This is a genomic window from Methylobacterium litchii (assembly GCF_038442315.1).
In the GTDB taxonomy this organism is placed as follows: domain Bacteria; phylum Pseudomonadota; class Alphaproteobacteria; order Rhizobiales; family Beijerinckiaceae; genus Methylobacterium; species Methylobacterium litchii.
The window spans coordinates 1-25001 of the sequence record NZ_JBBXMY010000025.1 but is presented as its reverse complement, the minus strand read 5'-3'; the positions used below and the strand labels follow the sequence as shown (position 1 = coordinate 25001).

Genomic DNA, 25001 nt, shown 5'->3' with positions numbered 1-25001 from the left:
AGAGCGCCCCGATCCCGACCGAACACGGATCTTCCCGACCCCCGCACGCCGCCGCCTCGCATCGACCGTCGGCGATGAAGGGGGCGTCATGAATATCCTGATCGCGGATGCGGACGAGGAAACGCGCCTGACACTTCTGGAGGCGATCGTCGCCGTTCTTCCGGACGCCTGTGTCCGGGAGGCGACCAACGGCCTCGAGTTGCGGCGGGCGATCGCCGAGACTTCCCCGGACATCCTGTTCATCGAGACGATCCTGCCGGGCACGAATGCCGAGATGATCACCACCTGGCGCGCGGGGGCCGGCGCCCACAGCGTGATCGTCCTCGTGGCGGATCTGCTGGCGGCGCGCTGGCCGACGATCGCCCGGCGGCTCAACGCCTACGATGTCCTCCTGAAGCCCCTCGGCCAGCGCAATGTCAGGCATGTGCTGCAGGCCGCCGCCTTCCTGTGCCGGGAGCTGACGCTGCTCTTCGTCGAGCCCGGCGCGAAGACCCGGCAGGTCGCCCAGCAGATCTTCGCCGCCACTTCCTTCCGCTTCCGCGTGATCGAGGCCCAGGACGGCCGCAGCGCCGTGAAGGTGGCCGCGACGCAGGCCATCGACCTCGTGGTCATCGGCCCGTCCATCCCCGACATGCCGCCCTCGGAGGTCGCCTGCCGGATCGACGCCCACGGAACGGGCGCGCGCATCGTCATGGTGGTCGGATCGAACGAGGACATGTCCGCGTCGAAGCTCTCGCTGTTCGGCGCCAGCACGACCCTGCGTCTTCCCTTCACCGCGACCGACATCGACCGGGCCGTCTACGAGACCTACGGCCTGTGGCAGCCCTATCTCCTGGAAGCGCTGCGGAAGGAGTACGAACGCCACGAGGATGACCTCGCGGCGGCGTCGGCCGCGCGATGAGCGCCTCTCCCGGCCGCATGCCGCTGCCGCGTCTCGACCTGCTGGTGCGCGACATCGAGGCCGCGATCCTCGGCAAGGACCGCGCCCGCCAATCCGAGCTGGTGCTGCGGTCGGCGGCGGCCCTCACGCGGCATTGGTCGCGGCTGCCGGCCACGGACAAGCCGAGCTTCGACCGCCTCCTGGCGAGCCTGCTCGAGCAGGTCGACGAGGAGGCCCGCGCGACCTTCGCCCAATGCCTGACGCCGCTCCGGCGGGCGCCCCGGATCACGGCCACCCGCTTGGCCCGCGATCCCTCCCCCGCCGTCTCGGTGCCGCTCCTGGCGCAATGTCCCAGCTTCGACGACGACTGGCTGCTCGACCTCATCCACAACATCGGGCCGGAGCAACAGGCGGCCGTCGCGCGGCGGCGCAGCCTCGGGCCGGTCGTGGCGGGACTCCTCCTCCAGGGCGGGGAGCCGCGCGTCGTCACGGGGCTGCTCACCAATCCGGGGGCGGTCTTGGCCGCGGACGCGTTGGACCGCCTCCTCCCGGAGGCCGCCGGCTCGCTTCCGCTGCTGCTCGCGCTGGCGAGCCGGGCCGACCTGTCCGAAAGCGGCCGTGCCACCCTGGCGGCCCTCGCGCGGCGGGCGGCGGCGCAGGCCCTGACCGAGGAGGGGGAGTTCAGCGGTGGGGAAGCCGACACGCTCCTGGACCATGTCGCTCGGACCTTCCGCACGCCGGTGTGCGCCGCGCATCTCGACCGCCACGCCGCCTCGGCGGCCGTCGCGGCCCAGGCGCCGGGGACGAAACCCACCCGCTCCTCGACGCTCGCGGAGTGGCTCGCGCGCCGACGCCTCGAAGACGTGCTGGCGACCCTGGCGCGGGATGTGGATGTGCCGGTCGGCGTGCTGATCGCCTGCCACGCCGCGCCGACGCCTCATGCGCTCGCGATGATCGTGCGGGGGCTCGGCCACCCGTGGTCGCTCCTGAAGGCGCTGCTGCAGGCGGCCGCCGGCGGCCCGGTCTCCCCCGAATGCCTCGGCGTCGCCCATCGCCTGCACTTCGAGATCGCGCCGAGGACGGCCCGCATGGTCGCCCGCTCCGCATCGATCCCGGCGGGGACGGGCGCCTTCCTCGCCGCCGCGGCGAGTGACGATGGGCCCCCTGTCGCTCCGGTCGCCCGCGCCTCGGCCTGAGGGGTGTGAGGCGGCGGTCTGACCGGAAGCGTGGACCGGACGGCCATCGCCCCGCCATCGCGGACGAGGCCACGAGGGTCAGGGTCGCGCCTCCCGGTATCCCGGTAGCGAGGCTGCTCCCGCAGGGCGAGGCGATACAGGACGCGCCGGCCCATGAGCCCCGGCTTGTCAGGGGCGAACCTGAGACCAAGCAACAGTGAATGAAAAAACGGGTTTATCTCATCGATCCGTTCGCGCGCACGGCATCGATGCTGAGCGAACCCGGCCCGCTGACGGCGATATGCAGGAAGACGAAGCAGAACAGGATGGCCGCATCGCCACCGTTCAGGACGGGAAAGATGCTGTGGGGTGCATGGGCGATGAAGTAGGCGAAGGCCATCTCGCCTGAGAGCAGGAACGCGACGGGGCGACTGAAGAGGCCCACGAGCAACAGGGCGCCGCCGATGAGTTCGAGCAGCCCGGCGATGCCCGACAACGACAGCAAGACCGGCGGATTCGGATGCCCGGGAAAGCCCAGGATCTTCTGGGTCCCATGCTCCAGGAACAGCAGGGCTGCGACGATACGCAGGACACTCAGGATGCGCGGCGCCCAGACGAGCGTGGTGGTGCGGATATCCATTGTCTTCGATCCTTTCTGAAGGTCCCTGGGGATTGGCCGAGCCTCGTTGGGAGCATCGGCGAGGTACGGCCCACACTTATCGCGACGGTCGGGTGCGAAGCCCGGGGACGAGGGCGAGCACGCGGTCCTTCCGCGTCGATGGCGCGTGTTGGCCGAGGCCGGAGGGAGGCGGGGGCGGGCCTGCCCCGAACGGCGGGCGGCCGGGCGCCTCGCGCCGTCCGTTCGCCTGACGGTCGACGCCCAGCGTCAGGGTGGCGAGGTAGCAGTCCCGCTCCTCCTTGACCGCGCAGAACGCGCGACGCTGCGGATCCTCGCCGGCGGCGATGCCATCAGTGGCGTTGATCACGAACCGGTCGGCCTTGCGATCGCCGTAGGCCGGGACATTCGTATAGATGAACTCGTTCAACGCATCGGGGAAGTAGATCTGGCCGGTCAGCATGATCCGGTCTTCGATGAAGGCCTTGACATGGATATGCGTCGCCCGCCCGGCATACCAACCGGGATAGATCGTCCTGAACGTCACGTGACCCTGCTCGTCCGTGTTTTGCGTCCCGCGCAGGAACGTCTGTCCGGTCGTATCGATGGAGCCGCCGTCGCCCTGCCCGGGATAGCCGGAATAGAGCCCGCGCGCGTCGCAGTGCCAGACGTCGACCCGTGCGCCCGGCAGCGGCGTGCAGGGACCGGCGTCCACGACCCGGAGCCGGAGGCGGAGCGGAACGCCGTCGCGGCCGTCCGCGATATCGGCCCGCACGAGCTTCGGATCGGAATAGAACGGACCCTCGATGGATTGCGGCGTCAGCACGCACACGCCCTCATCCATGCCGTCGGGTGTGTCCGCGCGTGCCGTCGAGGGCGCCCCGACCGGCAAGATAGCGGCCGATCCGGCGGTGAGGCCTGCCAGGAATCGCCGCCGTGACGCCGTGTGAGGAGGTCGGTTCATCGTGCTGTCTCGAGTTGTCGCGTGATCGGGTGTGGACGCTGGCGCGGCCGCGAGATCTTGGTCTCAAGGATCGACGTCGGGCAGGAGCGGCGCGGGTAGATGGTCCGCCATCTGGCGCAGGCTGTGGGCCAAGGAGGCGACGACCGGCTCCGGCAGGGTTTCGAGAACGGCCAGGTAGCTCGCGACCGTGAAGCGCTTCATGTCCAGGATCCGCTCGCGCCCGGCAGGCGTGAGGGCGATGATCTTCCTGCGGCGATCCTCCGGATGCTCGATCCGCGAGATGAGTGCGCGCGCCAGCAGGCGGTCGATGAGATGGCTGGTCGCCGTCTGGCTGAGGCCGAGTTCGGTGGCGAGTTGTCCGACGCTCAGCGTGCCGTTCACGAACAGGATGAACAGGGCATTCTGCTGGGAATAGGAGATGTCGCCGTTCTGCATCTCGCGCGCGATGTACGAGAACAGCCGCCCGGAGACGAGGCCGTGGATACGATCGAAATCCAACGCGAGCTGATCGAGGATCGGCCGATCTTCTTTCGGCCCTCGCGCCTGTTCGGAGCTCTGGCGTGCTTTGAGCGTCGGGGCCATGGGGTCTTCCATTTCCAATGCGTCGGTCATGGCGCGGGCGTTTGAAGTGGCATCGCGGCACCCTTGGCCGCCGGGCCGCCAGGGGGCTGCGGATGCGATCGATCCGCCGCGCGGCGGGGCCGGACCCTGAACAGCCTCAGGATCACGCGTATTATATGCAGATACTCATATATCACAATCGTGCATATATAGGGGTCGTGCGCTATCACACCATCGGACCGGCGTTCACCCGCGCGGATGCAGATCGGTAGCCATGAATGAGCCAGGTCGGGTGGGAAACCTTCGGTCTGCTTCCGAGCGAGAATTTGGGTCAGCAGACCTGCTGCGTAGCCCCTCGTGACGCGTGACGGCCGTGCAGCCACCCCGAGGGACTTTCCGAGAGCCATCCTGTCGGGGCGGCCGTTCGGAGTGCCCCCAGACCCAAGTTCTCTTACGCCTCACGTTGGACCGTATCGGGTGTACCACCGGTCGTTTTCAGGTGGGCAAGATAAGCGACCAGCATCTTGGCCAGCTCGTCCGTGTAGATGTCGATGCGTGTATCGCTGCGGGCCTTCTCCGAGATCGCTTCGCCCACGGCACTCAGCGTCATAGCGATGAGGTCGCCCGCGATCCGGCATGAGGGCTCCGGCAGGCCCGGGACGGCGTCCTGCAGGAAGGCCTGGATGGCGCGGGTTCCGGCCGCGCGCGGTTCCTCGGCCTCCGGGGCGTCCCGATACAGGGGGGCCGCGTCACCCAGCGCCACGCGCATGGCCGCCTCCTCGCACTCCGAGCGGACGAAGGCGTGGACCGCCGCGCGGAGACGCTCCCGCGGCGGGCGGGCGTGATCCTCCAGGATGCCGCGGAGCAGGGCGGTCGTGTCCCGCCACTCGTCGCTCTGGAGCTGGAACAGGATCGCCGCCTTGTTCGGGAAGTATTGGTACAGCGAACCGACGCTGACCCCCGCCCGCTCCGCGACCCGCGCCGTCGTGAAGCGCTGGGCGCCGACCTCCGCCAAAACCTGACTCGCCGCCTGCAGGATGGCCGTCACGACACTCGCCGAGCGGGCCTGTTGCGGCTGTTTTCGCCTGGAAATCCGGGGGCTTGCGGGAGCGGTCATCGACGGCGCCGGGAATGCGAATAGCGAACGCGTACCATTCGTCATATTTTGTCGGTGTTCAAGTCGAACAAGAATGACGGTGGGTTCAAAACAATGTCATCTCCTATTTCTTCCCTCCTCGCGTCGCCTTTGGCGCCGTTCATCAGCCGTCTGTTCGTCGATGCGGACGCTTCATCGCCGCTCGATGCTGTGGCCGACCTCTCGGTCACGGAGCGTGACCGCCTGATGCAGAGCAAGACCGAGTACCGTGACTTCTACGGACGCCTGAAGGACATGCCGCTCGCCGTCTCGCGCGAGACCGGCCGGCTGCTCTACATGCTCGCCCGGGGAAGCCGCGCGCGCACCGTCGTGGAGTTCGGCACGTCGTTCGGCCTCTCGACCCTGCACCTCGCCGCGGCTCTGCGCGACAACGGCGGCGGGCGGCTCATCACCAGCGAGTTCGAGCCCTCGAAGGTCGCGCGCGCCATGGCCAACCTCACGGCCGGCGGCCTCATCGACCTCGTGGAGTTCCGCGAGGGCGACGCCCTCAAGACCCTGGCCTTCGACCTGCCCGACAGCGTCGACCTGCTGCTGCTCGACGGCGCCAAGGCGCTCTATCCGGAGATCCTGAATCTGGTCGAGAGCCGGTTGCGCCCGGGGGCCTTCGTGGTCGCCGACAACGCCGACCACAGCCCCGACTATCTCGCCCGCGTCTGCGACCCGGCCCGGGGCTACCTGTCCCTGCCGTTCGGCGAGGACGTCGAACTCTCGATCCGCCTCGCCTGAACGGCTCATCCCGCCCGCTGGGACCGCCGTCAGCGTTCACGCCAGTCAACGCGTCTTTTCCACCATGCACCAACTGACAAAATTTTGTCATGTTGACGAATGTCTACGAAAGCCCATCCTCGGTTCATGACGAAGGGATCGCCCACCGAACCGAAGTCTCGCCTGCGCCGGGCCTATGTCGGCCTCGTGATCGAGGTGTTCCGCCTGAACGGCGATCAGCTCGCCATCGGGAATGCGCTCGGCGCCGACCTCGGGCTGACCAGTGCGCGGTGGCAGGTCCTCGGTGCCATCTCCCTGTCCCCCGTGCCGCTGCCGGTGGCCCACATCGCGCGCAACATGGGGCTGGCGCGTCAGGCCGTGCAGTATTCGGTGGACGAGATGCGGGCGGACGGCCTCGTCCGCCTCGAACCCAACCCGCACCACCGGCGCGCCATGCTCGTGGCGATGACCGAGAAGGGCGAAGCGGCCTATCGCGAGGCGAGCGAGCGCCACGGACGCTGGGCCGAGACTTTGATGGCCGATCTGCCGCCGGAGCAGATTGAGGCCGCAAGCGAGTTGCTGCGCGACATCCAGCGCCGCATCGCGCATTCCACCGCCACTCCGGCCCCCACCAGGATCGAGGAGACCTGAGATGCCGAAGTTCGTCGAGATGGGCCAAGCCGTGACGCTGGGCGATCAACTGAAGTCCGAGGAAGGACCGGTGGTCCTGATCAACACGTTCGTCGCATCCCCCGAGGATGCCGACAGGTTGCTCGAAGTCTGGACGGGCGATGCCGGCCTGATGAAGGCACAGCCGGGCTTCATCTCGACGCAACTGCATCGCGGCATCGCGGGCAGTGGGGTCTTCCTGAACTACGCCGTCTGGCAGTCGGTGGCCCACTTCCGGGCCGCGTTCACGAACCCCGCGTTCCAGGCCAAGCTCGCCGATTACCCGGAGAACGTGACAGTGAGCCCGCACCTGTTCCGGAAGATCGAGATCCCCGGCATCTGCACCGCCTGACCGGGAGGCAGAAGAGGGCCATCGTCCGGACCGAGGCGATGGGCCGACATCACGACATCGAGACGGGACAGCAGCAATCCGACTGAGGGGTCTACGATGCAATTCTTCTTCCGCGGCACGCCGAAGCAAGCGGTCCTGAGCGATCCGCCCCCCGACATGATGGAGAAGGCCAGGGAAGACTGGGCCGTCGCCCGCAGGTACTATCGCGACGGCATTTTCCGGTCGATCTGGCGCATGGGAAACGGCGTCGTCGCCATCTGCGAGGCGGACTCGCGCGATCAGCTCGTCTCGCTCCTGTCGGAGCTGCCGATGGCCAGGGCGGGCCTGATCGACATCGATGTGCAGGAACTGTCACCCTATCCGGGCTACGCGCCGGAACTGGCCAACTGAGCGCGCGACGCCGCCGGGTGTCCTCAAGCTTGCGGGCCGTGCGAGGTCGCCGGGCTCGCCTCCGCGTGCCTGAGCTGTTCGAGATAGGCGCGGAGCAGGGAGGCCCGTCGCGGGCGGAAGCTGCCGGCGCCGGTGCGGGCCTCCCGGATGCGGTCCAGCCGGAACATGCGGAACGCGTCGCGCAGCAGGCACCACGCCAGGACGACCGAACGCTGCTCGGTGTACACGATGGCGAGCGGCAGGATCGTGCGCTGCGTGTCGGCCCCGTGCTCGTCCGTATAGCGGATGGTGAGCCTGTCCTCCCGCCAGCAGGCCTCGCGGATCAGGACCGTGTCGGGGGTGGCCGCATGCCGGACCTCGGGCCGGTAAACCTTGGAAACGGCGTGCAGCAAGTGTTGCTCGCGCTCGTCGGTGAGCGTGGCCGCCACCTTGGCCAGCACCGAGGCCGAGGCCCGCGCGAGGTCCGGATCGCCCATGGCGTGCACCCCCGCCATGCCGATCGCCAACGCCTCGATCTCCAGGCGGTCGAAGGTCTGGGGCGGCAGCGCGACGTCCTCGGTCAGCCGGTAGCCGTAGCCCCGCTCTCCCTCGATCCGCGCGCCCGCCGCGCGCAGGCTGTCGATGTCCCGGTACAGGGAGCGCAGCGAGACGCCCGTCTCCTCGGCGAGGCGTTGGGCCGTGAGCGGAGGCGGCAACACGCGCATGGCGTGCAGCAGACGAAAGAGGCGGTCGCTCCGCGCCATCACGCAACTGCCGGGTTCTGTCAGTTGGGCGTTGGTACAGTCCGGTCATGGGGCTGGCAACGACCCCGAAGGACAGCGGAGACGACCATGACCGTGCAGGTGACGACGCATCTCAATTTCGATGGGCAGGCCCGGGAGGCACTGGCCTTCTACGCCACGGTCTTCGGCGGCGAGCCCATCCTCGTCACCTACGGCGAACTGGCCGGCGAGGCGGACCCGGAGCAGGCGCGAAAGATCATCTGGGGGCAGGTCGCCTCCGACGCCGGCTTTCGCATCATGGCCTACGACGTCCAGCCCGAGCGCCCGTGGCATCCCGGCGAGAACGCCTTCTACGTGTCCTTGCGCGGCTCCTCCCAGGACGAGGTCACGACGTACTGGCAGGGCCTCAGCGCCGACGCGACGGTGCTCCAGCCCCTCGGCCCCTCGGCTTGGTCGCCCCTCTACGGGATGCTGAAGGACCGGTTCGGGATCACCTGGGTCGTCGACCTGGCCTCGCTTTGATGCGGATCGCAGCGCTGTCGGTGGCCGCCCACAGGCTGATCGCCTCGACGATGGAGGGCCACAACCTCAGTTCGACCCGGTCAGGCGTTCCCAGTTCCCATGCGCGAATTTCGCTCGATCTCCCTCATCGAACGACACGCGATCGAGGAAGCGGCGCGCCTCCCGCCCGGGACGATACTGATAGGGGTAATCGGTGGAAAACAGCAGGCGATCCGGGCCGACGATCTCCAGGCAGCGCCGCAGGTACGCTTCGCTGAACATCCCGCTCCCGGTGATGGAGAGGTTTTCTCGCGCAACCTCGGCGAGGCTTCACCGAAGACCTGCGACGCGGTCGAGGACGGCGAGCCGCTCGATGTAGAACAGAACCACCTCGCCCCAATGGCCGAGGATGACCTGAAGATCGGGCAAGCGGTCGAACACGCCGGCTGCAACGAGGCGCACAAACTGCACCCCGGCCTCATAGTGCCAGCCGAGTCCGTAGGCCGACAGTGCCAGATCGACCTGTGGGGAAATGCCCGCGTAGAGCGCTTCGCACACCGCTCGCTGCGGCACCTGCGGGTGGATGAACAACGGTACCCCCAGTGCCGCCGCGCGCTCCAGGAGCGGCCCGAAATCCGGGTGGTCGAGGTTGCGCTCACGGGTGCGGCCGCAGAGCATGGCGCCCTTCAGGCCGAGGTCGCGCACAGCGCGCTCCAGTTCGCGCGGCGCTTCGTCCGGCGCGGAGGTCGGCAGCGCCGCCAGGCCTTGGAAGCGCCCTGGATGCCGCGTCGTCGCCTCGGCGATGCGATCGTTGATACGCCGTGCCAAGTCCACGGACCGGTCGGGCGCGAGGTTGTGCAGGCCTGGCGTGGTGAGGGAGAGCACCTGCACGTCGACGCCTGCCTCATCCATCAGGCGCAGGCGCTCCTCGCCGAGGTCTTCCAGGCGCTGGCCGATCTCGCCGGCATCGAAGGCGGAGGCCGGGTCTGGCGCCGCGGTGGGGTCGGTCCAGGCTACCCTGACCTCGGGCGTGAGAAGGTGCTCCTCAACGGCGATCAGCTTCATCTCAGATCCTCCTTCGGTGTCGCGGACACAGGGAGATCATGTCGCGGTCCTCTCGGCTTGCCCGGGCGTGAGATAGCCAAGTGCCGAGTGGATGCGTTGCCGATTGTAGGAGCCCTCGATGTCGGCGAACAGATCACGCCGCGCGTCATCCCGGGTCGCCCATCGTCGCCGATGGACGAGCTCGACCTTGAGCGTGTGGAAGAAGCTCCCCATCGGGGCGTTATCGTCGCAGCAGGCTGTCCGGCTTATCGACGGCCTCGCCCCCATGCGGGCGAGCTGTCTCCGGTAAGCCTCGGCAGCATCAAGCTCTGCCTCGACGTCTCGGATCCACCGCTGAGCCTCAGGCTTGGTAGCGAAGCTGCGGGCTCGCCCCGGATGCCCTACCCTGCGGACCTGTGCCTGCCACTTGCCGTTCCGCTTACGGACGGTTGCCATCGGACTTCCTCGCAGCTGGGACCAGATTGGGACCGGCTGATGCTGAGGAGATGATCCGGCGCTCAGACCAAGGAACTAAGTCCTTGTTTTCCCGAGGCAAACTGTTGGCGCACCCGACACGATTCGAACGTGTGACCTTTGCCTTCGGAGGATTATGCAAACCTGTTTTCGCGTAATTACCTCAGCTTTCCCGTAGTAGCCAACTCTCTGCCGTACCTTGTGAAATTCCCTCAGTTGGCCTTTCCGTGAATTTCTGCGGCGGGTCGCGAATTGCTTCCGCGTGCTTCCGCAGTGCTTCCGCAGGCGGGAGGGAAGGCATGCCGAGGATCACGAAAAGGCTCGTTGAGGCGGCCGAGCCGAACGGTCGGGATTACTTCCTCTGGTGCGACGATCTTCCGGGCTTCGGCGTGCGGGTGTTCGCATCCGGTCGGTGCAGCTACCTTGTGCAGTACCGTTCCGGTGGCCGGTCCAGGCGCGTCACCATCGGCTTGCACGGTGCGCTGACGGCCGACGAGGCCCGGCGGGAAGCCAAGGCGCTCCTAGGCGAGGTCGCCCGTGGTCAAGACCCTGCGGAAGAGAGAGCGACCCGTCGCGGATCAATGACGGTGGCTGAGCTCTGCGACGCCTACCTGCAGGCGACCGAGAAGGGCCTGATTATGGGCAAGGGTGGCCGGGCGAAGAAAGCCTCTACCCTCTACGTCGACCGAGGTCGGATCGAGCGGCACATCAAGCCTCTGCTCGGGCGCCGTCTCGTGATCGAACTCACCCAACCCGATGTCCAGCGGTTCGTCCGTGACATCCAGGCCGGCAAGACGGCTACGGTGGTCAAGACGGGCTTTAGGGGTAAGGCGGTGGTCGAGGGCGGCCCCGGAACCGCCGCGCGCACCGTGGGGCTTCTGGGGGGTATCTTGAGCTTCGCAATCAGTGAGCGGATCATCACTGTGAACCCGGTGGCGGGGGTGAAGCGCCCGGCCGATCGGAAGCGCACCCGTCGCCTTACAGTGGAGGAGTATGGGATCCTCGGCCGAGCCCTCGCACAAGCGAAAGAGAACCGCACCGAGCGCTGGCAGGCTGTAGCCGGTGTGAGGCTACTGTCGCTCACGGGCTGCCGTCTGAGCGAGATCGTGAAGTTGCGCTGGTCCGAGGTCGATGTTGCCGGATCCTGTCTCAGGCTGGAGGATACCAAGGAAGGGGCGTCGGTGCGGCCACTCGGAAAGACCGCACAAGCCGTGCTGAACGCCCTCCCCCGCATACCCGGCTCACCTTTTGTCTTGCCGGCCGCGCGCGGGGATGGAAGCTTCGCCAGCCTTTCCAACGCACTGGAGCGGATCGTCGACCAGACCGGGCTGGAGGCCGTCTCGGCTCACACACTACGGCACTCATTCGCCTCGACGGGAGGCGATCTCGGCTACAGCGACTCTACGATAGGCGCCATGCTGGGTCATGCCGGGCATGGGCTAACATCGCGGTATATTCACCATCTTGATGCCGTTCTGATCGCGGCTGCAGACCGGGTCGCGATGCAGGTTGCGAGAGCGATGAGCGAGACCGGCCGAGCCTGAGCGATCAGATGGTGGTGGGGAACTCGGGCGCCGCTGCGATACCTACGGCGCTAAGCGCCAACTGGCGCTTAGCGAGCGTCTCTTGGTATTCTTGCGCCTCAACATCCTTGATGAAAGGCGCAGCGGGGGCGAGCCGTTTCACGGCAACCTCCACTTCGTCGATTGATGCGCGGAAAAACTCCTTCCTGTAGTTCTGCACGTTGACGCGCGTCCGCTCGAACTCAGCGTGCAATGATCTTTCAAGAGCGGGAGCATCGTCGCTGTAGATGATCGCATGAATGTCGAAGGTGAACGGCACGCTTGCGTCGCCGAGCTCCCTTACACGGTCTAAAGGATCGAGCCGCCTCGTGAGTCCGATCTTGACTACGTCATTCCCGAAGGAACCGACATTTGAGATAATGTAGACGTAGCCCGACCGCGTGCGCTCGGCGAGAGCCTGGGCACGCTCCACCTTCGCGTGGGCGTCCGCCAGATCGCCCTCGAGCACCTTGATCTGACCACTCAGCGCCTCGAGCTTCGCTCCAGTGGCCTTAGCCGCCTCGGCATTGGCTTTGGCGAGGAGACGCTGGTATCGGGCTTCCGCTTCTTCAGCAGCCTCGATGTCACGAAGCAGCTTCTGCTCCTCCCGCGATGCCCGAGCCGCCTCAGCACGCTCATCTTTCTCCGCTTTGAGCTTTTCTCTTAATTCGTGCGCCAAGAACAGCTCGCCAAACTTCAGTGTGGCATACGCATTTTCTATCACGACGCGATTTGACTCGTTGAGCTTGTTGATCTGATCTCTGGCTCTTTCGATCCTTTTTTCCATCGCGTTGACGTTATTCCAACGTGTGTTCGCGATGGCCGCGTCGCACTCTCCATTAAACGCTCGCAGCGTCATCTTGATGGCCCGATTGGTCATCGTCCTGCCCTTGGCCTCGCTGCCATCGACGGACCACTGGGCGCTGCAGGTCACAGCTGTCCCAGCCGAGATCATGAGTTTCTGCTGGCTACGTACCTCCTCGATCTGCTGCTTGTACTGATCGCTATCGGCAAAATCGAAGTGAGGCTCATAGACGCCCATCTCGGCAAACGATAAGCGCTCATCGAATATCGCAACTTCTTTGACCAGCCGATCGTAAATACCTCTTTTCTCCCTGTACTCAACTTTGGTTCGCTCGACATCGTTCTTGATCTGAACGGCCTGCTTCTCTAGCGAGTTGACAATCTCTTCTGCGCCAGTCACGCTCTTGTAGCGCGTTTCAATCACTCTATATTTGGCGGCGATCTCGTCGGTCTCTGCGCGTCGCCTGGTAGCCTCCTCAACGACCCGTGCAAGCTCAGCATCAGCATCGATAACGCCAGCAAATCGGCTCTGGAATTTTGCCGTTGCTTTCCGTTGTCGGAGCAGGAGTACTAGCAGTGCGATCACAACACCAATCGAAACGACGAGCGCGAACGTAACGACGAAATGTACAACCGGGTCGACCTGCATCTTTATGCGCCCTGCTGCGGAAATCCTGCCACCCTAGGATGACAGCGCTAGTGGCACTTGTCTGTCGCGCAACAACACCAGAGGTTTGTCTTTCGCCTTGCTGTCACGAGCTAGGATGAACAGAGGATCGGCCGCCGTGGGAGGGCTACGCCTTCTCAAGACGCACGCCTAACATCTCGCCGTTCTCCTCGTCGAAAGTCATATCCGACGCTTCGAGAGCCACCTCACAGTTGCATCGCGGCAGATGCATCTTCGGGTGGTTCGGGGGTACCGTTTTCGGCCGACCACTGCCAAAGTGCGCGATCGAGGGTTCGAAGAGAGACCCCTCTGTCGGCAGCTAAACCGCGGCAGTAATTCAAATATTCGAGAAACAATTGCATATCGACATAGCTCTTGCTGGCCCCAAGCGCCTCCAGAGCGCGAAAATCTATTATGGTATATCGCTCCGGATCTATTGTCGTCAGTATCGCGGAAGCAACTGGAAACTGTACCCCTACTAGGCCGCACAGGACAGCTGCGGCCGCCCGGTCTGTCCGGGCCGCAATTGCAAGCGCAAGTGCATCGGCGATTTCGGCATCGGAGTTACAGGCGATGCGCGACCTTCCTCGGCCCTTGGTCTTCCACCTATGAATCGTCAGTAGATGGGCTCGGGTGTGCTCGCCGCCCGCGATGAATTGCCCGGCCACCATCGCCTCCGCATCATCACGGTAAGCGTAGCGAGATGCCCAATGTTCGATCTGCTCAAGGGGGAATTGCAGGTCGAAGGCAGCGGCGAGGCGAGGCATGGTGCAACCTTAGCATGCAGGCCAGCGCCGTCGAAGCTCGATGGCTGGCGCAACATTTTGGGACCAGCTCAATCGACGCCGGCTGCCTTCTTCAGCCGGACGCCCGGCCCTTCGCCATTCTCGTCGATGAAGATGACGCTGGCCGGTTTGAGGCCGGCGAGGAACTACGCAGGCACGACCTCGCTGCCTCACCGGGCGAAGTCCAAGTCAGAGATCGGGAACGTCAGCCTCAAGCCAATCTGCGGCAGCCTTCAGGGTCCCGAACTTGTGGGTCTCTTGCGTGAATGGCGCTGGGTAGGGCGGGCTTTCAGTAAGCGTTTCGACAAGCCAATCGCCCTCGTAGCCGTCCTTGGACACCTCGCGGACGAGGCTGCCGACGACCTTGCCGTCAAGAAGGAGATCGAAGCTGCCCGGGGCGAGCCGTTGAAGGGTGTATGTCATCAGGTTCTCAGACTGGGCGCCACATCACGCGGCATCAGCGCGGCAACGCTGACCGAGGATGTCAGTTCGCCCCCTCAGGATCCTCCCTGTGCCGCAAATAGCCCTGGCCGGTGAGCCAGTCCGCCAACACGTGGCGCACCGCTTCCGGGCGGGTAGGCTTGGGATCCGGCTGATCTGAAATCCAGGCGTCGAGCGGGGCCAGCTGCTCGGGCGGCAGCCTCACGTTCACGGGCGTTGCGTCGATCCGAGGCCGACCGCGCGACGATTTTCTAGCGCTAGCTATTGCGGCCTCCATTTTCTAGCGCTAATTATACCGGGACGGCTGAGTAGCTGCAACCACTAGCCGTCCCTGACCAGGCACGTCCTCTGGAGACGATCATGGCTACCCGTCATTCTACAGCACCGGCACGCGCCGGTGAACGCCTTCGCTCGCCCGTTTCGCTCTATGCTCGCCCCACGCCGCATCTTGAGGCTGATGAGGCTGTCCCCGGCTCGGTTGATGCTTGGGAAGCCGTAGCCCCCATCCGGCCGGATACGGCGCACGTCCGTGCGCTGCGGTTCCTCGACCTAGCTGGCGAGCTCGTCACCGCCATCATCCTCATCGCCGGGGGCGTGTTCGCCTACGGCTTCATGCCGATCGCGTGAGGGCTGCCGCCGTGTCGAAGCCGAATCGCGTTCAAGCCGCTCCCGCGGCCACAGACTTTCGTCAGCGCGCGGCCCACGCGCGGGATGCTGCTGGCCGCTTCATCAAGCGCACGCCGCCAGCCGAGGCAGCCGCCCCACCCACAGCCACCGAAATCATGGGCGGATGGCGCGCCTGGGACGCGACTCTCGGAAAGCCGGAAGACGACCCCGAGGCTGATGCTGCCTATGAGCAAGCCGCCGAGCGTCGAGATGCTCTGCTCGACGCCGCCGAGGGCCTGCCGCCGACGCTGGACAACGTGCTCGCGAAGGCGCTGGCCATCTGCTGGCTCGAATACGCGGGGGAGGTCTCCCCAGGGAAACGCCGGTCAGAGCAGTCGTTCACGGGTCGGATCGCGCTCGACATCCACGAAGCGATCATCGGCGAAGCGAGCGCATGCTCATCAGTCGAGTCGGTCGACTGGCACGCCCCGCCGCCCGGCTTTATGGCCTCGCCTGCCATTGAGCCTCTCGGCTTCGTCCGCATCCCCGAGGGTATCGTGATAGAGCTGGGACGCCTGCGTGGCATCGCGCTGGCTGAGTTCGGCCGCCGAGCGGATGCCAGTTCGACAGCCGAAGGTGAGGAACGCCTGCGCCGGGAATTGCATCTCGACGTCCTATCGCGAGCCGGCAGTGTGCGCGGCGAGTTCGCAGTGCCCGCCGATGCACTGAACCTCGTCAGCCTGGTCAATCTCGCCTCGGCCACGCTGTCCGAATTGCAGACCGTTCGAGACACGGCGAAATGCCTCGGTGATGTTGCGTATGCCTTTTCGTGGGGCGATCGCTGTCGCGGCGCAATGGATCGTGGGAGCGCCGACAGAGGCACTGCAGCTCACAAGCTGGTGACATCGCTCGGCGATGCGCTGACAGCAGTCGAGTATGCGGCCGAGCGGGAGGCTGAACGACGCTCGGCTGGCAGGCGCTGCGATCGGAAGACTCGCCTCTATACGCTAGCCCCGTCCGTCATCGACAACGAAGATCCGGACGAGCTTGAAGCCTTTGCTCACGAGCTGCTGGACTACGCCACTGCGCAACGTGAAGGCCGCTGACCATGCCGAACGTCATCACCTTCCGTCCTCGGCCGGCGGTGCCGGTAAAGCCCGACACGCGGGCGCGCATCGCCGGCGCTCTCGCCCTAGCCCTCGATGCCGTCGACGGCTTGGTGGCCGCCCTGGACGATCTCGACGGCGATCCAGACCTCGAATGCGGAGGTGAAACCGAGCCGAGCCTCGGAGCGCCCGAGGGCCACGTTTCGCAAGTCGTGTGGCTGCGCGGTAACGATTGCGATCTGGAAGGCTCCTAAGCGGCCCGACCAGTCGGCTGCTGAAGTCTCGGGACCCTCCGTGGCCGAATGGAGATCGCCGATGGTTCAGATCGACCCCGCGCGCGCCGTGGTGCGCTTCCCCGACGTGTGCCGCGAACTGGGCCTCAGCGCCACCACGCTCCGTCGGATTTGCCGGGAAGGAAAGGGGCCGCCGCTGCTGCAGCTCAGCGAGCGCCGGTCTGGCGTCCGTCGCGGCGACCTCGACGCCTGGGTCGAGAGCCGGAAGCTGGATCACCCTCAGAGCTGATCTATCGACCGCTCGCCCATACAGCACGGGCGGATCGCCCCTACCCCGGAATCCTAAAACTCCGCATCTAGTCTGGTTGACACGATAGGTCGGAGGTGGTTCAAAGAGCATAAGATGTCAAACAGACCAGATACGGTTCGCTATGCCTGACCTCACCCGTAGTCAGTTCTGCTCCGTCACGGGGCTTTCCGCTGATGCACTGGCATCCCTATCCCGGCGGAACCAGCTGCCGTTCTCCATAGATCAGAAGGCCTCCGGCCGCGGCTACACATTCTTTGAGGCCTTCCTGACCATCGTGTCCCAGGAGCTAGTCAACGGGCACGGTGTGAACGTGATGAGGGCAGCCGACGTCGCCGGTGACTTGCCAGTGGCGCTTCAGGCCGAATGGCCCCGAATTGTAAAGACGGCTTGGCAGCTCGCCGAAGGCACCGCCGAGCACATCGAGGAGATTTTGTGCGGCCGGTTTCAGCCGGCTGGTATTCAGCGGGTGAAGCCGGTGTGCGGCACCATTCTAGAGATCGCTCAGTCCCTGTCGCAGGACGGCGTCCCCACTGTCGGCCTGACCCTCACGAACGCATCCCGCGCTTTAACTGTGCTCATCAATCGAGCCAGTCGCTTCAACCTCGAAATACAGGATGAGTTCTGGTGCGGTGCATTTATTTATCGCCAACGCCCGAACGGCTCCGATCTGGCCATGAAAAGCATGCAGAGACTGATTGATAGCGGCGAGCATCTTAAAGTCTTGAATGAACTGACAGGAAGATACGACGAGCAGAACTGAGACCCTCGCTTCGATCTCAATTGCACCCGTAGGAGCCTAAATCATGACAGAAGTTTCACAGCCCCTTTCGAGGGGGTCGGCGGAGCTTTGCCCACCAGCCAAGCCCGGGAAGCCGCGCCTCCGTCGCTGGGAGGCCAGCCGGCACCTTCTAGACCGGCATGGGATCGAGATGGCGATCGCGACGCTAGCGAAGCTCGCCTGTCTGGGCGGTGGCCCGCCATTTCAGAAGGCTGGACGGGTCCCGCTATACCCAGTCGAACTGCTCGACGAATGGGCACTAGCCCGGCTTGGGCGCGTGATCCACTCCACCTCGGAGGACGGTCATGGCTGACGCGAGGGGTGCGGGCCGCAGTCCGCGCAAGACCGTCCGGCCGGTCGAGGCCTCACCACCTGTCGTTGCCGTGATCGACCGCAAGGGCATGGTTGTGGCCGTGATCGCCGGCCACGCCTCGGCACGTACCTTCCTGCGAGGAGGCTGCGCATGAGTGAGCCCCGCACCATCGCCGAACTGGTGAAGAACAACACCGAGACGGTTCGTGTCGCCTTGGTGGACCTGAACGGCCACCACCTCTGCGACGTCCGGATCCTCGCCGATGTCGGCGGGGGCAACCGCCTCCCAACCCGCAATGGTATCTGCGTCGGTGTCGGACTGATTCCCGGGCTTATCGAGGCATTGCAGGAGGCCGAGCGGGAGGCTTCGCGATGAACGCTCCGGGATTGCCTCACACCCCTCCGAACGCAGTTGGCGCCGAACAGGCTTTGCTTGGCGCCGCCCTGCACAACGCGGAGGCGCTAGACCGGGCCCGCGATCACGTCCGGACCGAAGACTTCTACGACGACGTGCACCGCCAGCTTTTCGAGGCGATGTGCCGGCGACGAGACGAAGGCGAGGTGATTGATTGGCGGCTGCTGACCGCGATCCTCGGCGAAGTCGACCTCGGCGGGGTGAAGACAAGCACCTATCTGGCGAAGCTCGCGGCCGAGGCCATCACTGTCGTCGGAGCCCCCGGCTACGCCCGTCTCATCGCTGAGGCGGCACGGATGCGTCGGGTGCTGGAGACGGCTCAGGCGGCTGTCGCCCGCATGACGGACGGCTCGATCAGCGACCCGGCCGAGTATGCCACCCACATGATCGCCACGCTGGACGAGGTGGCTAGCGCCGGTCTCGCCGAGCACGCCCGGCGGATCAGCGTAGGGGACGGCGCCTATGCAGTGCTGGTCCGGGTCGATGACACACGGAAAGGCCGAGCCCCACGCGGCGTGCCCTACGGACTCCCGAAGCTCGATGCTGACACCCTCGGAATGCGGCCGAGCCAGTTCGTTGTGCTCGCCGGCCGGCCCGGTATGGGCAAGACGACGGTCGCGCTGCACGTCGCCCTGAACGCCGCGCGGCGCTCCGGCGCCGTGGGCTTCTTCTCTCTGGAAATGGGCGCGGATGAGCTCTCGGAGCGTGTGCTGGCGGCCGTAGCCTACGACCCCCGTGCCGTCTCGCCGCTCACGTACCGCTCGATCGCCGAGGCACGCGGGCTCAGCGACACGGACCTGCAGCGCCTCGTGGATGCTCAGGATGACGTCGCCAAGCTGCCGCTGTGGATCGAGCCCCAGGTCGGCCTCACCCTCGGCCAGATCGCGGCCAGGGCCCGCCAGATGCGACTGCGAGCCGAGCGGCGCGGCTTCCCCCTCGTGGCGATCATCATCGACCACATCGGCCTGATCCGACCCTCGAAGCGCTACGCCGGCAACCGGGTGCAGGAGATGACGGAGATTTCGTCCGGCCTGAAGGGACTGGCGAAGGAACTGGGCATCCCGGTCCTTGGGCTGAGCCAACTCAACCGCGAGGCCGAGAAACGCCAGGACAAGCGCCCGCAGCTCGCTGATCTTCGGGAATCAGGTTCGATCGAACAGGATGCCGACGTGGTGCTCGGCCTCTATCGGGAGGCCTACTACCTCGATCGCCAGCCCGATCTTTCCGACGAAGAGCAGGACCGGCTGGCCCGCTGCCAGAACGAGCTTGAGATCGAGATCCTCAAGCAGCGATCCGGTCCCACAAATCGCATCACCTGCTTCTGCGACATCGCCTGCAACGTGCTCGCGGAGGCAGCGCGATGAGGGGCGAGTTCTACAAGATGGACTTCGAGGCTTGGGACGAGGGCACGGTTGATCTCCCCCTCGAACTCGAAGCCGCCTACCTGCGCCTCTGCCACCAGATGTACCGCTCCGGCGGCGCGATCCCGAACTCGGTGAGGCTCCTACAGGGCCTTTTCCGGTGTGGCCATACGCGAGCCGCCGCGCTGCTGAAGCAGCTGGTCGCGGCGGGCAAAATCCAGGTCCAAGAAGACGGTCGGCTGACCAACCAAAGGGTGACCAACGAGCTAGCAAAGCGCGAGCAAGTGGCGACCAAACGTCGAGCAGCGGGTCACCAAGGCGGGACCAACAGCGGAGCAAGTCGCGCTAAGCCATTGAAAGATAACGATACAGCCGAAGCAATTGCTTCGACACTGCGAAGCAGAGAAGAGGAGAAAAGAGAAGAATCCCCTATAGTCCCCATGGGGACCGAACCCGAAGGCTTCGCCGAGTTCCGAAAAGCCTACCCAAAGCGCAGCACTGCCTTCCCGACGACCCAGGCCCGGAAGCGTTGGCTGGAAGCTCGACGGCGAGGCGCTGAGCCTCCCGAGATCATCGCTGGAGCTCGGGCCTATGCCGCCGAGCAAACCCGTCTCGGCAAGGCTGGGACTGAGTTCGTCCAGAGCGCCGACGTCTGGCTCAACCGGCAGCGTTGGCGGGATTACCTAGACCCGCCGCAGGATGCCGGCACCGATCGCCCTGACCCGTCCGCCTACCTCGCCGGCTTGTCGGATGATCGATGGCGCTCCGAGGTGCGGAACTGGCGCACCCGCCGAGGGCACTGGCCGCTTCGAACCCGGACGCCTGCGCCGGACGATCCGCGCACCGCCGTGCCGCCGCGGATCCTGGCCGAGTTCGGGATCATGCACCCAAGCACCCATCCCGAATCGCTGATGACGGGGACCGGCTAATGGATCTGCAAGCGTCAAAGGAAATCGGCCTTAAGTTGAGGCTTGTCAGCGACTTAGGGCCCTGCCTGAGCAGCAAGGGAATCGGTCTCTCGAACCTGGCAGCAGGTCGTGTTGCTCAATCTCAGTCCGCCAAGCTGGACGGCGGCTGCCACTCGACGCCGGGATGCTCGCGGATATCCCCCGCCTTGCTCCCAGTGTCGGCATCGGACGCCCAGTCGCTCGGCTCGACCACGCTTTCGATCTCAGCTTCAGGGTACTGGGCAGCCAGGAACAGGCGAGCCTCGCCCTCGGCCTCGGCCCGCACCGTCACCAGCGGTTTTGGCCCGTCGGAATCCCGCACCTGAGCAATGAACAGCTTCGTCATCTCGGCTTCTCCTGACGGATCGGTAGTGGCTTGGTCCTGGCGCCGGGACGGCAACCGATGGCGGTCGGCTAGGTTCAGACCCGCGATACGCCGCCGTCGTGCGGATGCAGCCAAAGGGACACCGGAGGACCGGATGCGTGACGCGAAGGCTCGCATGCCGGAGGCCGACAAGGCGGGATGGAATGCCGTGCTTGACGGCTGGCGGAAGGTGCCCCGCCGCGTCGGCTGCCGAATACGATAGCTAACTTTGCCTACGTCACAGCAAATCCAAGCAATAACGGGCAATGACAGGCCAGTTTTGTTTGTATTCCATTCTGCCATGCGCTCCTGTAAATTCGTCTGACTTCTACGCGACAAGCGACTGTCATGCGAGGCGCCATGTCTAACCGTACCTCCTACGAAGTCCGCATTGCCGCCCGTGTCCCAAATACCGTGCCGGCATTGATCGCCACGGCCGCGTCTCGGACCTTCATCTCCCCATCTGCCTACATCCGGCAGGCTCTGGCCGAGAAGCTCCAGCGTGATGGCCTGACCGTGCCAACCCCCACCGGGCCGGATCTCCAGCAGGCGGCCTGAACCATGGCGCCAATCCTCGAAATCTGTGACCGATCAGCCGACTGTGTCGGGAGAGTTACGGGTCGGGGGACCCTACCGGCTCGACCGAGACACGGGCTGTAAAGGCGCAGACTCGTCCTAGCGCCGAAGGTTGAATTTGATGCACGGCACTGACCCGGACCCCCTCCTCAGCATTTCGGCGGCGGCGGAACGCCTCGGCATCGACCGCAGTGTGCTCTCCCGCCAGATCAAGTCCGGCGCGGTGCGCGCTCACGGCAAAAACGTGAGGCTTTCCGAGGTGTTGGCAGATCGCGCGGCCAACATCGATCTCACCCGATCCGGCCGCCGCGAGGGTCGTGCGGAACATCAGGACCAGCGCCCCGGCCGCCCCCGTGCATCAAGCCGTGCATCAGCTCGTGCATCAACTGATGCACGGCCAGTCGATCATAACGCTGCGGGCGAAGCGGACGACGTCGAAACCGTCTTGGTCGACGGCCGCCTGATGACGACCGCCCAGGCTCGGGCGATGAAAGAGACCTATCTGGCGCTGCTCCGGAAGCTCGAATTCGAAGTCGCCGAACGGAAGCTCATCGACCGCGCCGCGGCCGAGGCCGCATTCTTTAACGAGGCCCGCGCCATCCGCGACACGCTGCTGTCATGGCCCGGTCGCGTGGCGATCGAGATGGCCACGGCCCTGAAAATCGACGCTCGCACGGGCAGCGTCGATCCACGGACGCTGAGTGTCGCCCTCAGCGCCTCGATCCATCAACTCCTGACCGAGATGGGCGAACCCGAAGCCCAGTTCGCTTGACTGAAGGAAGATCGCCTATGAAGACGCCATTGCCGAAAGCCACCAAGCCCTCGCACTCGACGCCCGAGTCGCAGCTTGCTGGCCTTACCCTCACCCGTGAGAACCTGAGGGCACGCCAATCCGCCGTCGCGGTCGAGGTCGAGGCCGCGCTCGCCGCGCGCCGCAAAGCGCTCATTGAGGGCTCATCGGCCGCCGAGGTCGCCAAAGCCGAGCACGCCTGTCGCGAGATCGAAGGCACGGCCTTCGGCATCGCCGACGCGCTGGCCGAGCTGGACCGGCGAATTGCAGCCACCGAGGAACGGATCGAGGCCGGTCGCGCCGCCGCCCAGGTCGAAGCCGTCGCGGCCGGGCTGGAGCGTGACAGCGACGCCATCGACGCTGCCGCCGAGAAGGTACGCCGAGCCGTCGAGGTCCTGGCCAAGGCCAGCGAGGCCTTCGCCTCGGCCATTACACCCACCGCCGCACCCCTCTTTGCCAAGCGGGACATACTCGGCATGCGGGACAGCGACTCGCCCGAGCAGGTCGCGGCCTACCTCGTCGGCCATATGATCGCGACCGCCATGCCGCAGGTCGAGGTTTCCGAGGCCGGCCGACAGGAGCCGTTCGGCTACGTCAGCGCCCGACGCATCGAGGCGACGGAGGGCGGTGAGCCGGAGAAACCCCTGCTGACCGATCCCATGCGCAACCGGGCCGCGTCCGTGCGCGGAGGCTCATCTGCTCCGATCCTGGCGCGGTACAGTCAGCCGGAGCCGAACTTCGAGCCGGATCGTCAGGAAATCCAGGTCTACGTGACCGACGATTTTTCCTACGTGACGAAGGCGGGGCACGTCCCAGAGCTGATCTCGGCCGGCCAGAAGCATTTGCCGGTGCCCGTTGCTGAAGAAGCCATCGCGCAGGGCATGGCCCATCGCACCGAACCGCCGAACTGGTCGAATGTCATGCGGGCATCTCAGGCGCGGACCCATCACCGTACCGCCTCAGAGTTCGAACCCCTTGGCTTCGTCCTCGAAAAATGGCGCGCCGCGGAGACGGAGCGCCGCCGGGAGGCCTGGCTCGCCGAGCAGCGGGAGGCTGCCTGATCCGAGATCGCCGGGCGGCTCCTCCGACCGTCTGGCGAGGCACCTGCGGCGCACGGTTTCAGGTCCCGAGCGCCGCAGGTGCCATCCCTCAATTTCCCCATAATGGGTGAGCCATGGTCAGCACCGGCCGCACCGAAACCGCGCAGATCACCACTCACTGTACGCCGTGCGGCGTCCGGATCTGGCTTCGGCGCGCTTGTCCCGCAGCTGACACGCGCCGGCGCGTCACGTTCCGAGTTGATCGCGAGGTGATCGCATGATCGTCCGTACCGAGGTCGAACGGAGGGAAGCGGCGGACCAGTTGGGGGCCATTCTCGCAGATTGGCGTGCCTGCACCATGCCCGCTGATGAGCAGGCCAAGTTCGACGCTATCGCCGAAGCCATCGACGCCTACGACGCCGAAGTGGCGGCCCGGCCGGAGCCAGCGCTGCCCGCGCCGACAGTCGTTGAACCGGAATGCCCGCCCCTTGCTGCCAAATATCGGGGACTGAGGGACATCCGGAGCGATGCTGACCGGGCGTTGGCCCTCGGAGACATGCAGGAGCTGCTGGCGGACTACCGTGCCCTGTCGATGCCTGACAACGTCCAGTTCGCCTTCGATCATCTCGCCCAAGCCATAAGCATCTACGACGCGGAGCGTGTCGCGGCTGAGAACACCATCCCCTCCATACATGAATCCAATCTGGCCCTACTCGCAGCCTTCCGGGCGAAACGATGACCCTGACAGATTTCGACCACCTCGACGCCGCAGAACGCGCGGAAGTTAGCCGGCTCCGGCGGGACAGCCGCATTGATACGATCATGGGCGCGCCGGAGGCCGACGCCGAGGAGCGCCGCCTCATCGCTTTTGCCCTCGTCCTACGCCTCGACCTTTCGCCCGACGCGGCGGTGCTGCTGCTCCGCCAAGCGCCGGAACTGCGGACGGTCGATGCGGTGTCAGCATGGGTTGGTGCGATTCCGGTCCAACCACCCCTAGAGATACAGCATTGAGGTGGCATGCGGATGAAAGCCGCAACTATGATTGCCGAGGATCTCACAACTTGCCAGCAGGACTGACCTATTCCAGCATTCTTAGGTAGCAGCGTGCCTGTGCATCCTCGGCCTGTTTCACGCTTGGGAAGAAGGGCCGGAGGAGTCAGAGTGGGCGTTCACCGCCGCCAAGACCACCTCGATCGCGTTGCAGGCGCGTATCTTCGTCAATGACCTCGATAGCATATGCGTCGGGCTGGCGCTCGCGCGCACTGGCCCGACCGCCCTGCCGCTGAGCGCGCTGCTCGGCGTGCCGTTCCCAACCGTTCTGGCGCCAGCGGTGACGCTGCACCGAGATCGTCAGCGCCGAATTAGTCCGATCCAGGCTGACAACGGTTCGGCGATCGCCGTCCAGGCTCTTGCCCACATCGACTGCGGGTGAGCCGCCATCAGCGCGGCGACATACGCATCCTCACGTTCTTTGCACTCGTCCAAGGCGTTGCGCTCATTCCCGGCTCGGCTCTGACCGGTCGGCTGATGCGCGAAGGCCTCCCGCACGCAGAGGTGCCAAGCCTGCTTTAGAGCGCCTAACAAAACCATCGTTCGATGAAGCGCCAAACGATGAGGGCGGCCGCCAGGGTCGAGAAGGCCAGATGGATGTCGGCCCGTCGTTCGTAGCGGATGGCAAGGCGGCGGAACTGGGCG

31 protein-coding genes and 3 pseudogenes are annotated in these 25001 nt (G+C 65.6%); 22 read left to right on the top strand and 12 right to left on the bottom strand.

Going from position 1 to position 25001, the window contains the following annotated elements; all coding sequences use genetic code 11:
* The first annotated feature begins 88 nt into the window (after window positions 1–88).
* On the top strand, window positions 89–901 hold the full coding sequence (locus AAHF99_RS25285; protein ID WP_342167111.1) for a response regulator: 813 nt from the start codon (window positions 89–91) through the stop codon (window positions 899–901).
* The gene (locus tag AAHF99_RS25280) at window positions 898–2076 is read left to right on the top strand and encodes a DUF2336 domain-containing protein (protein ID WP_342167110.1); all 1179 of its coding nucleotides are present in this window, start codon (window positions 898–900) and stop codon (window positions 2074–2076) included. Before AAHF99_RS25285 ends, AAHF99_RS25280 begins: the two co-directional genes overlap by 4 nt.
* Window positions 2077–2290: 214 nt before the next feature.
* On the opposite strand, the gene AAHF99_RS25275 is transcribed toward AAHF99_RS25280, so the two are convergent.
* The 4 genes from AAHF99_RS25275 to AAHF99_RS25260 all read right to left on the bottom strand — a co-directional run bounded on the left by AAHF99_RS25275 (window position 2291) and on the right by AAHF99_RS25260 (window position 5313).
* Window positions 2291–2695, bottom strand: coding sequence for a DoxX family protein (locus AAHF99_RS25275; RefSeq protein WP_342167109.1), 405 nt, complete (start codon window positions 2693–2695; stop codon window positions 2291–2293).
* A gap of 76 nt (window positions 2696–2771) precedes the next feature.
* Window positions 2772–3635 carry an intradiol ring-cleavage dioxygenase gene (locus tag AAHF99_RS25270; RefSeq protein ID WP_342167108.1) on the bottom strand — a complete coding sequence of 288 codons (864 nt, stop codon included), beginning with the start codon at window positions 3633–3635 and terminating at the stop codon, window positions 2772–2774.
* A gap of 63 nt (window positions 3636–3698) precedes the next feature.
* Window positions 3699–4133, bottom strand: coding sequence for a MarR family winged helix-turn-helix transcriptional regulator (locus AAHF99_RS25265; RefSeq protein ID WP_342167107.1), 435 nt, complete (start codon window positions 4131–4133; stop codon window positions 3699–3701).
* A gap of 514 nt (window positions 4134–4647) precedes the next feature.
* The gene (locus tag AAHF99_RS25260; protein WP_342167106.1) at window positions 4648–5313 is read right to left on the bottom strand and encodes a TetR family transcriptional regulator; all 666 of its coding nucleotides are present in this window, start codon (window positions 5311–5313) and stop codon (window positions 4648–4650) included.
* A 93-nt stretch (window positions 5314–5406) separates the two neighbouring features.
* Here AAHF99_RS25260 and AAHF99_RS25255 point away from each other — a divergent pair, with 93 nt between their 5' ends.
* From AAHF99_RS25255 to AAHF99_RS25240, 4 genes are all read left to right on the top strand, one after another.
* Window positions 5407–6078, top strand: a complete 672-nt coding sequence (locus AAHF99_RS25255; RefSeq protein ID WP_412759950.1) for an O-methyltransferase — start codon at window positions 5407–5409, stop codon at window positions 6076–6078.
* A gap of 126 nt (window positions 6079–6204) precedes the next feature.
* Window positions 6205–6708, top strand: coding sequence for a MarR family winged helix-turn-helix transcriptional regulator (locus AAHF99_RS25250; protein ID WP_342167105.1), 504 nt, complete (start codon window positions 6205–6207; stop codon window positions 6706–6708).
* 1 nt (window position 6709) lies between these two features.
* The gene (locus AAHF99_RS25245; RefSeq protein WP_342167104.1) at window positions 6710–7078 is read left to right on the top strand and encodes an antibiotic biosynthesis monooxygenase family protein; all 369 of its coding nucleotides are present in this window, start codon (window positions 6710–6712) and stop codon (window positions 7076–7078) included.
* 96 nt (window positions 7079–7174) lie between these two features.
* Window positions 7175–7468, top strand: a complete 294-nt coding sequence (locus tag AAHF99_RS25240; RefSeq protein WP_342167103.1) for a muconolactone Delta-isomerase family protein — start codon at window positions 7175–7177, stop codon at window positions 7466–7468.
* A gap of 23 nt (window positions 7469–7491) precedes the next feature.
* Here AAHF99_RS25240 and AAHF99_RS25235 read toward each other — a convergent pair whose 3' ends face one another.
* Window positions 7492–8211 carry a helix-turn-helix transcriptional regulator gene (locus AAHF99_RS25235; protein ID WP_342167102.1) on the bottom strand — a complete coding sequence of 240 codons (720 nt, stop codon included), beginning with the start codon at window positions 8209–8211 and terminating at the stop codon, window positions 7492–7494.
* Window positions 8212–8298: 87 nt separating this feature from the next.
* On the opposite strand from AAHF99_RS25235, the gene AAHF99_RS25230 reads away from it, so the two are divergent.
* The gene (locus AAHF99_RS25230) at window positions 8299–8712 is read left to right on the top strand and encodes a VOC family protein (protein ID WP_342167101.1); all 414 of its coding nucleotides are present in this window, start codon (window positions 8299–8301) and stop codon (window positions 8710–8712) included.
* A 66-nt stretch (window positions 8713–8778) separates the two neighbouring features.
* On the opposite strand, the pseudogene AAHF99_RS25225 reads toward AAHF99_RS25230, so the two are convergent.
* Window positions 8779–9756 (bottom strand): annotated as a pseudogene (locus tag AAHF99_RS25225) (amidohydrolase family protein).
* A 36-nt stretch (window positions 9757–9792) separates the two neighbouring features.
* A pseudogene (locus AAHF99_RS25220) lies at window positions 9793–10056 on the bottom strand (integrase core domain-containing protein); the annotation flags it as partial.
* A gap of 452 nt (window positions 10057–10508) precedes the next feature.
* Between AAHF99_RS25220 and AAHF99_RS25215 the strand changes: the two are divergent.
* Window positions 10509–11753 (top strand): tyrosine-type recombinase/integrase, encoded by a 1245-nt coding sequence (locus AAHF99_RS25215; RefSeq protein WP_342167100.1) that lies wholly within the window; start codon window positions 10509–10511, stop codon window positions 11751–11753.
* Window positions 11754–11757: 4 nt separating this feature from the next.
* On the opposite strand, the gene AAHF99_RS25210 is transcribed toward AAHF99_RS25215, so the two are convergent.
* From AAHF99_RS25210 to AAHF99_RS25200, 3 genes are all read right to left on the bottom strand, one after another.
* Window positions 11758–13224, bottom strand: a complete 1467-nt coding sequence (locus tag AAHF99_RS25210; RefSeq protein ID WP_342167099.1) for a DUF4041 domain-containing protein — start codon at window positions 13222–13224, stop codon at window positions 11758–11760.
* A 224-nt stretch (window positions 13225–13448) separates the two neighbouring features.
* The gene (locus AAHF99_RS25205) at window positions 13449–14009 is read right to left on the bottom strand and encodes a hypothetical protein (RefSeq protein ID WP_342167098.1); all 561 of its coding nucleotides are present in this window, start codon (window positions 14007–14009) and stop codon (window positions 13449–13451) included.
* A gap of 207 nt (window positions 14010–14216) precedes the next feature.
* The gene (locus tag AAHF99_RS25200) at window positions 14217–14450 is read right to left on the bottom strand and encodes a hypothetical protein (RefSeq protein WP_342167097.1); all 234 of its coding nucleotides are present in this window, start codon (window positions 14448–14450) and stop codon (window positions 14217–14219) included.
* A gap of 378 nt (window positions 14451–14828) precedes the next feature.
* Here AAHF99_RS25200 and AAHF99_RS25195 point away from each other — a divergent pair, with 378 nt between their 5' ends.
* The 8 genes from AAHF99_RS25195 (at window position 14829) to AAHF99_RS25160 (ending at window position 20518) form a co-directional block, all read left to right on the top strand.
* The gene (locus AAHF99_RS25195; RefSeq protein WP_342167096.1) at window positions 14829–15095 is read left to right on the top strand and encodes a hypothetical protein; all 267 of its coding nucleotides are present in this window, start codon (window positions 14829–14831) and stop codon (window positions 15093–15095) included.
* Window positions 15096–15106: 11 nt separating this feature from the next.
* Window positions 15107–16180: a hypothetical protein gene (locus tag AAHF99_RS25190; protein WP_342167095.1), complete on the top strand. Its 1074-nt coding sequence runs from the start codon at window positions 15107–15109 to the stop codon at window positions 16178–16180.
* A 2-nt stretch (window positions 16181–16182) separates the two neighbouring features.
* On the top strand, window positions 16183–16434 hold the full coding sequence (locus AAHF99_RS25185) for a hypothetical protein (protein WP_342167094.1): 252 nt from the start codon (window positions 16183–16185) through the stop codon (window positions 16432–16434).
* A 61-nt stretch (window positions 16435–16495) separates the two neighbouring features.
* Window positions 16496–16702, top strand: coding sequence for a helix-turn-helix transcriptional regulator (locus AAHF99_RS25180; RefSeq protein ID WP_342167093.1), 207 nt, complete (start codon window positions 16496–16498; stop codon window positions 16700–16702).
* Between the two features lie 142 nt (window positions 16703–16844).
* Window positions 16845–17483, top strand: a complete 639-nt coding sequence (locus AAHF99_RS25175) for a hypothetical protein (protein WP_342167092.1) — start codon at window positions 16845–16847, stop codon at window positions 17481–17483.
* A gap of 481 nt (window positions 17484–17964) precedes the next feature.
* Window positions 17965–18189, top strand: a complete 225-nt coding sequence (locus tag AAHF99_RS25170; protein ID WP_342167091.1) for a hypothetical protein — start codon at window positions 17965–17967, stop codon at window positions 18187–18189.
* Entirely contained in the window at window positions 18186–19592 is a 1407-nt protein-coding gene (locus tag AAHF99_RS25165) for a replicative DNA helicase (protein WP_342167090.1), read from the top strand. Before AAHF99_RS25170 ends, AAHF99_RS25165 begins: the two co-directional genes overlap by 4 nt.
* The gene (locus AAHF99_RS25160; protein WP_342167089.1) at window positions 19589–20518 is read left to right on the top strand and encodes a DUF1376 domain-containing protein; all 930 of its coding nucleotides are present in this window, start codon (window positions 19589–19591) and stop codon (window positions 20516–20518) included. Before AAHF99_RS25165 ends, AAHF99_RS25160 begins: the two co-directional genes overlap by 4 nt.
* Before the next feature lie 121 nt (window positions 20519–20639).
* Here AAHF99_RS25160 and AAHF99_RS25155 read toward each other — a convergent pair whose 3' ends face one another.
* Window positions 20640–20882 (bottom strand): hypothetical protein, encoded by a 243-nt coding sequence (locus tag AAHF99_RS25155; protein ID WP_342167088.1) that lies wholly within the window; start codon window positions 20880–20882, stop codon window positions 20640–20642.
* A 378-nt stretch (window positions 20883–21260) separates the two neighbouring features.
* Between AAHF99_RS25155 and AAHF99_RS25150 the strand changes: the two genes are divergently transcribed.
* The 6 genes from AAHF99_RS25150 to AAHF99_RS25125 all read left to right on the top strand — a co-directional run bounded on the left by AAHF99_RS25150 (window position 21261) and on the right by AAHF99_RS25125 (window position 24738).
* Window positions 21261–21458, top strand: coding sequence for a hypothetical protein (locus AAHF99_RS25150; protein WP_342167087.1), 198 nt, complete (start codon window positions 21261–21263; stop codon window positions 21456–21458).
* 139 nt (window positions 21459–21597) lie between these two features.
* Window positions 21598–22248 carry a hypothetical protein gene (locus AAHF99_RS25145; protein WP_342167086.1) on the top strand — a complete coding sequence of 217 codons (651 nt, stop codon included), beginning with the start codon at window positions 21598–21600 and terminating at the stop codon, window positions 22246–22248.
* 17 nt (window positions 22249–22265) lie between these two features.
* Window positions 22266–23327: a hypothetical protein gene (locus AAHF99_RS25140; RefSeq protein WP_342167085.1), complete on the top strand. Its 1062-nt coding sequence runs from the start codon at window positions 22266–22268 to the stop codon at window positions 23325–23327.
* A gap of 256 nt (window positions 23328–23583) precedes the next feature.
* On the top strand, window positions 23584–24045 hold the full coding sequence (locus AAHF99_RS25135) for a hypothetical protein (RefSeq protein WP_342167084.1): 462 nt from the start codon (window positions 23584–23586) through the stop codon (window positions 24043–24045).
* A complete protein-coding gene (locus AAHF99_RS25130; protein WP_342167083.1) occupies window positions 24042–24317 on the top strand; it encodes a hypothetical protein in 276 nt (91 codons plus the stop codon). The genes AAHF99_RS25135 and AAHF99_RS25130 overlap by 4 nt, the downstream gene beginning before the upstream one ends.
* A 187-nt stretch (window positions 24318–24504) precedes the next feature.
* Entirely contained in the window at window positions 24505–24738 is a 234-nt protein-coding gene (locus AAHF99_RS25125; protein WP_342167082.1) for a hypothetical protein, read from the top strand.
* Window positions 24739–24883: 145 nt separating this feature from the next.
* Here AAHF99_RS25125 and AAHF99_RS25120 read toward each other — a convergent pair.
* A pseudogene (locus tag AAHF99_RS25120) lies at window positions 24884–25001 on the bottom strand (IS5/IS1182 family transposase); the annotation flags it as partial.

Excerpts from the sequence above, each read along its gene's own strand:
- AAHF99_RS25285 (WP_342167111.1), top strand. The coding sequence starts at position 89 with ATGAATATCCTGATCGCGGATGCGGACGAGGAAACGCGCCTGACACTT.
- AAHF99_RS25280 (WP_342167110.1), top strand. The coding sequence starts at position 898 with ATGAGCGCCTCTCCCGGCCGCATGCCGCTGCCGCGTCTCGACCTGCTG.
- AAHF99_RS25275 (WP_342167109.1), bottom strand. The coding sequence starts at position 2,695 with ATGGATATCCGCACCACCACGCTCGTCTGGGCGCCGCGCATCCTGAGT.
- AAHF99_RS25270 (WP_342167108.1), bottom strand. The coding sequence starts at position 3,635 with ATGAACCGACCTCCTCACACGGCGTCACGGCGGCGATTCCTGGCAGGC.
- AAHF99_RS25260 (WP_342167106.1), bottom strand. The coding sequence starts at position 5,313 with ATGACCGCTCCCGCAAGCCCCCGGATTTCCAGGCGAAAACAGCCGCAA.
- AAHF99_RS25255 (WP_412759950.1), top strand. The coding sequence starts at position 5,407 with ATGTCATCTCCTATTTCTTCCCTCCTCGCGTCGCCTTTGGCGCCGTTC.
- AAHF99_RS25250 (WP_342167105.1), top strand. The coding sequence starts at position 6,205 with ATGACGAAGGGATCGCCCACCGAACCGAAGTCTCGCCTGCGCCGGGCC.
- AAHF99_RS25245 (WP_342167104.1), top strand. The coding sequence starts at position 6,710 with ATGCCGAAGTTCGTCGAGATGGGCCAAGCCGTGACGCTGGGCGATCAA.
- AAHF99_RS25240 (WP_342167103.1), top strand. The coding sequence starts at position 7,175 with ATGCAATTCTTCTTCCGCGGCACGCCGAAGCAAGCGGTCCTGAGCGAT.
- AAHF99_RS25235 (WP_342167102.1), bottom strand. The coding sequence starts at position 8,211 with ATGGCGCGGAGCGACCGCCTCTTTCGTCTGCTGCACGCCATGCGCGTG.
- AAHF99_RS25230 (WP_342167101.1), top strand. The coding sequence starts at position 8,299 with ATGACCGTGCAGGTGACGACGCATCTCAATTTCGATGGGCAGGCCCGG.
- AAHF99_RS25215 (WP_342167100.1), top strand. The coding sequence starts at position 10,509 with ATGCCGAGGATCACGAAAAGGCTCGTTGAGGCGGCCGAGCCGAACGGT.
- AAHF99_RS25210 (WP_342167099.1), bottom strand. The coding sequence starts at position 13,224 with ATGCAGGTCGACCCGGTTGTACATTTCGTCGTTACGTTCGCGCTCGTC.
- AAHF99_RS25205 (WP_342167098.1), bottom strand. The coding sequence starts at position 14,009 with ATGCCTCGCCTCGCCGCTGCCTTCGACCTGCAATTCCCCCTTGAGCAG.
- AAHF99_RS25200 (WP_342167097.1), bottom strand. The coding sequence starts at position 14,450 with ATGACATACACCCTTCAACGGCTCGCCCCGGGCAGCTTCGATCTCCTT.
- AAHF99_RS25195 (WP_342167096.1), top strand. The coding sequence starts at position 14,829 with ATGGCTACCCGTCATTCTACAGCACCGGCACGCGCCGGTGAACGCCTT.
- AAHF99_RS25185 (WP_342167094.1), top strand. The coding sequence starts at position 16,183 with ATGCCGAACGTCATCACCTTCCGTCCTCGGCCGGCGGTGCCGGTAAAG.
- AAHF99_RS25180 (WP_342167093.1), top strand. The coding sequence starts at position 16,496 with ATGGTTCAGATCGACCCCGCGCGCGCCGTGGTGCGCTTCCCCGACGTG.
- AAHF99_RS25175 (WP_342167092.1), top strand. The coding sequence starts at position 16,845 with ATGCCTGACCTCACCCGTAGTCAGTTCTGCTCCGTCACGGGGCTTTCC.
- AAHF99_RS25170 (WP_342167091.1), top strand. The coding sequence starts at position 17,965 with ATGAGTGAGCCCCGCACCATCGCCGAACTGGTGAAGAACAACACCGAG.
- AAHF99_RS25165 (WP_342167090.1), top strand. The coding sequence starts at position 18,186 with ATGAACGCTCCGGGATTGCCTCACACCCCTCCGAACGCAGTTGGCGCC.
- AAHF99_RS25160 (WP_342167089.1), top strand. The coding sequence starts at position 19,589 with ATGAGGGGCGAGTTCTACAAGATGGACTTCGAGGCTTGGGACGAGGGC.
- AAHF99_RS25155 (WP_342167088.1), bottom strand. The coding sequence starts at position 20,882 with ATGACGAAGCTGTTCATTGCTCAGGTGCGGGATTCCGACGGGCCAAAA.
- AAHF99_RS25150 (WP_342167087.1), top strand. The coding sequence starts at position 21,261 with ATGTCTAACCGTACCTCCTACGAAGTCCGCATTGCCGCCCGTGTCCCA.
- AAHF99_RS25145 (WP_342167086.1), top strand. The coding sequence starts at position 21,598 with ATGCACGGCACTGACCCGGACCCCCTCCTCAGCATTTCGGCGGCGGCG.
- AAHF99_RS25140 (WP_342167085.1), top strand. The coding sequence starts at position 22,266 with ATGAAGACGCCATTGCCGAAAGCCACCAAGCCCTCGCACTCGACGCCC.
- AAHF99_RS25135 (WP_342167084.1), top strand. The coding sequence starts at position 23,584 with ATGATCGTCCGTACCGAGGTCGAACGGAGGGAAGCGGCGGACCAGTTG.
- AAHF99_RS25130 (WP_342167083.1), top strand. The coding sequence starts at position 24,042 with ATGACCCTGACAGATTTCGACCACCTCGACGCCGCAGAACGCGCGGAA.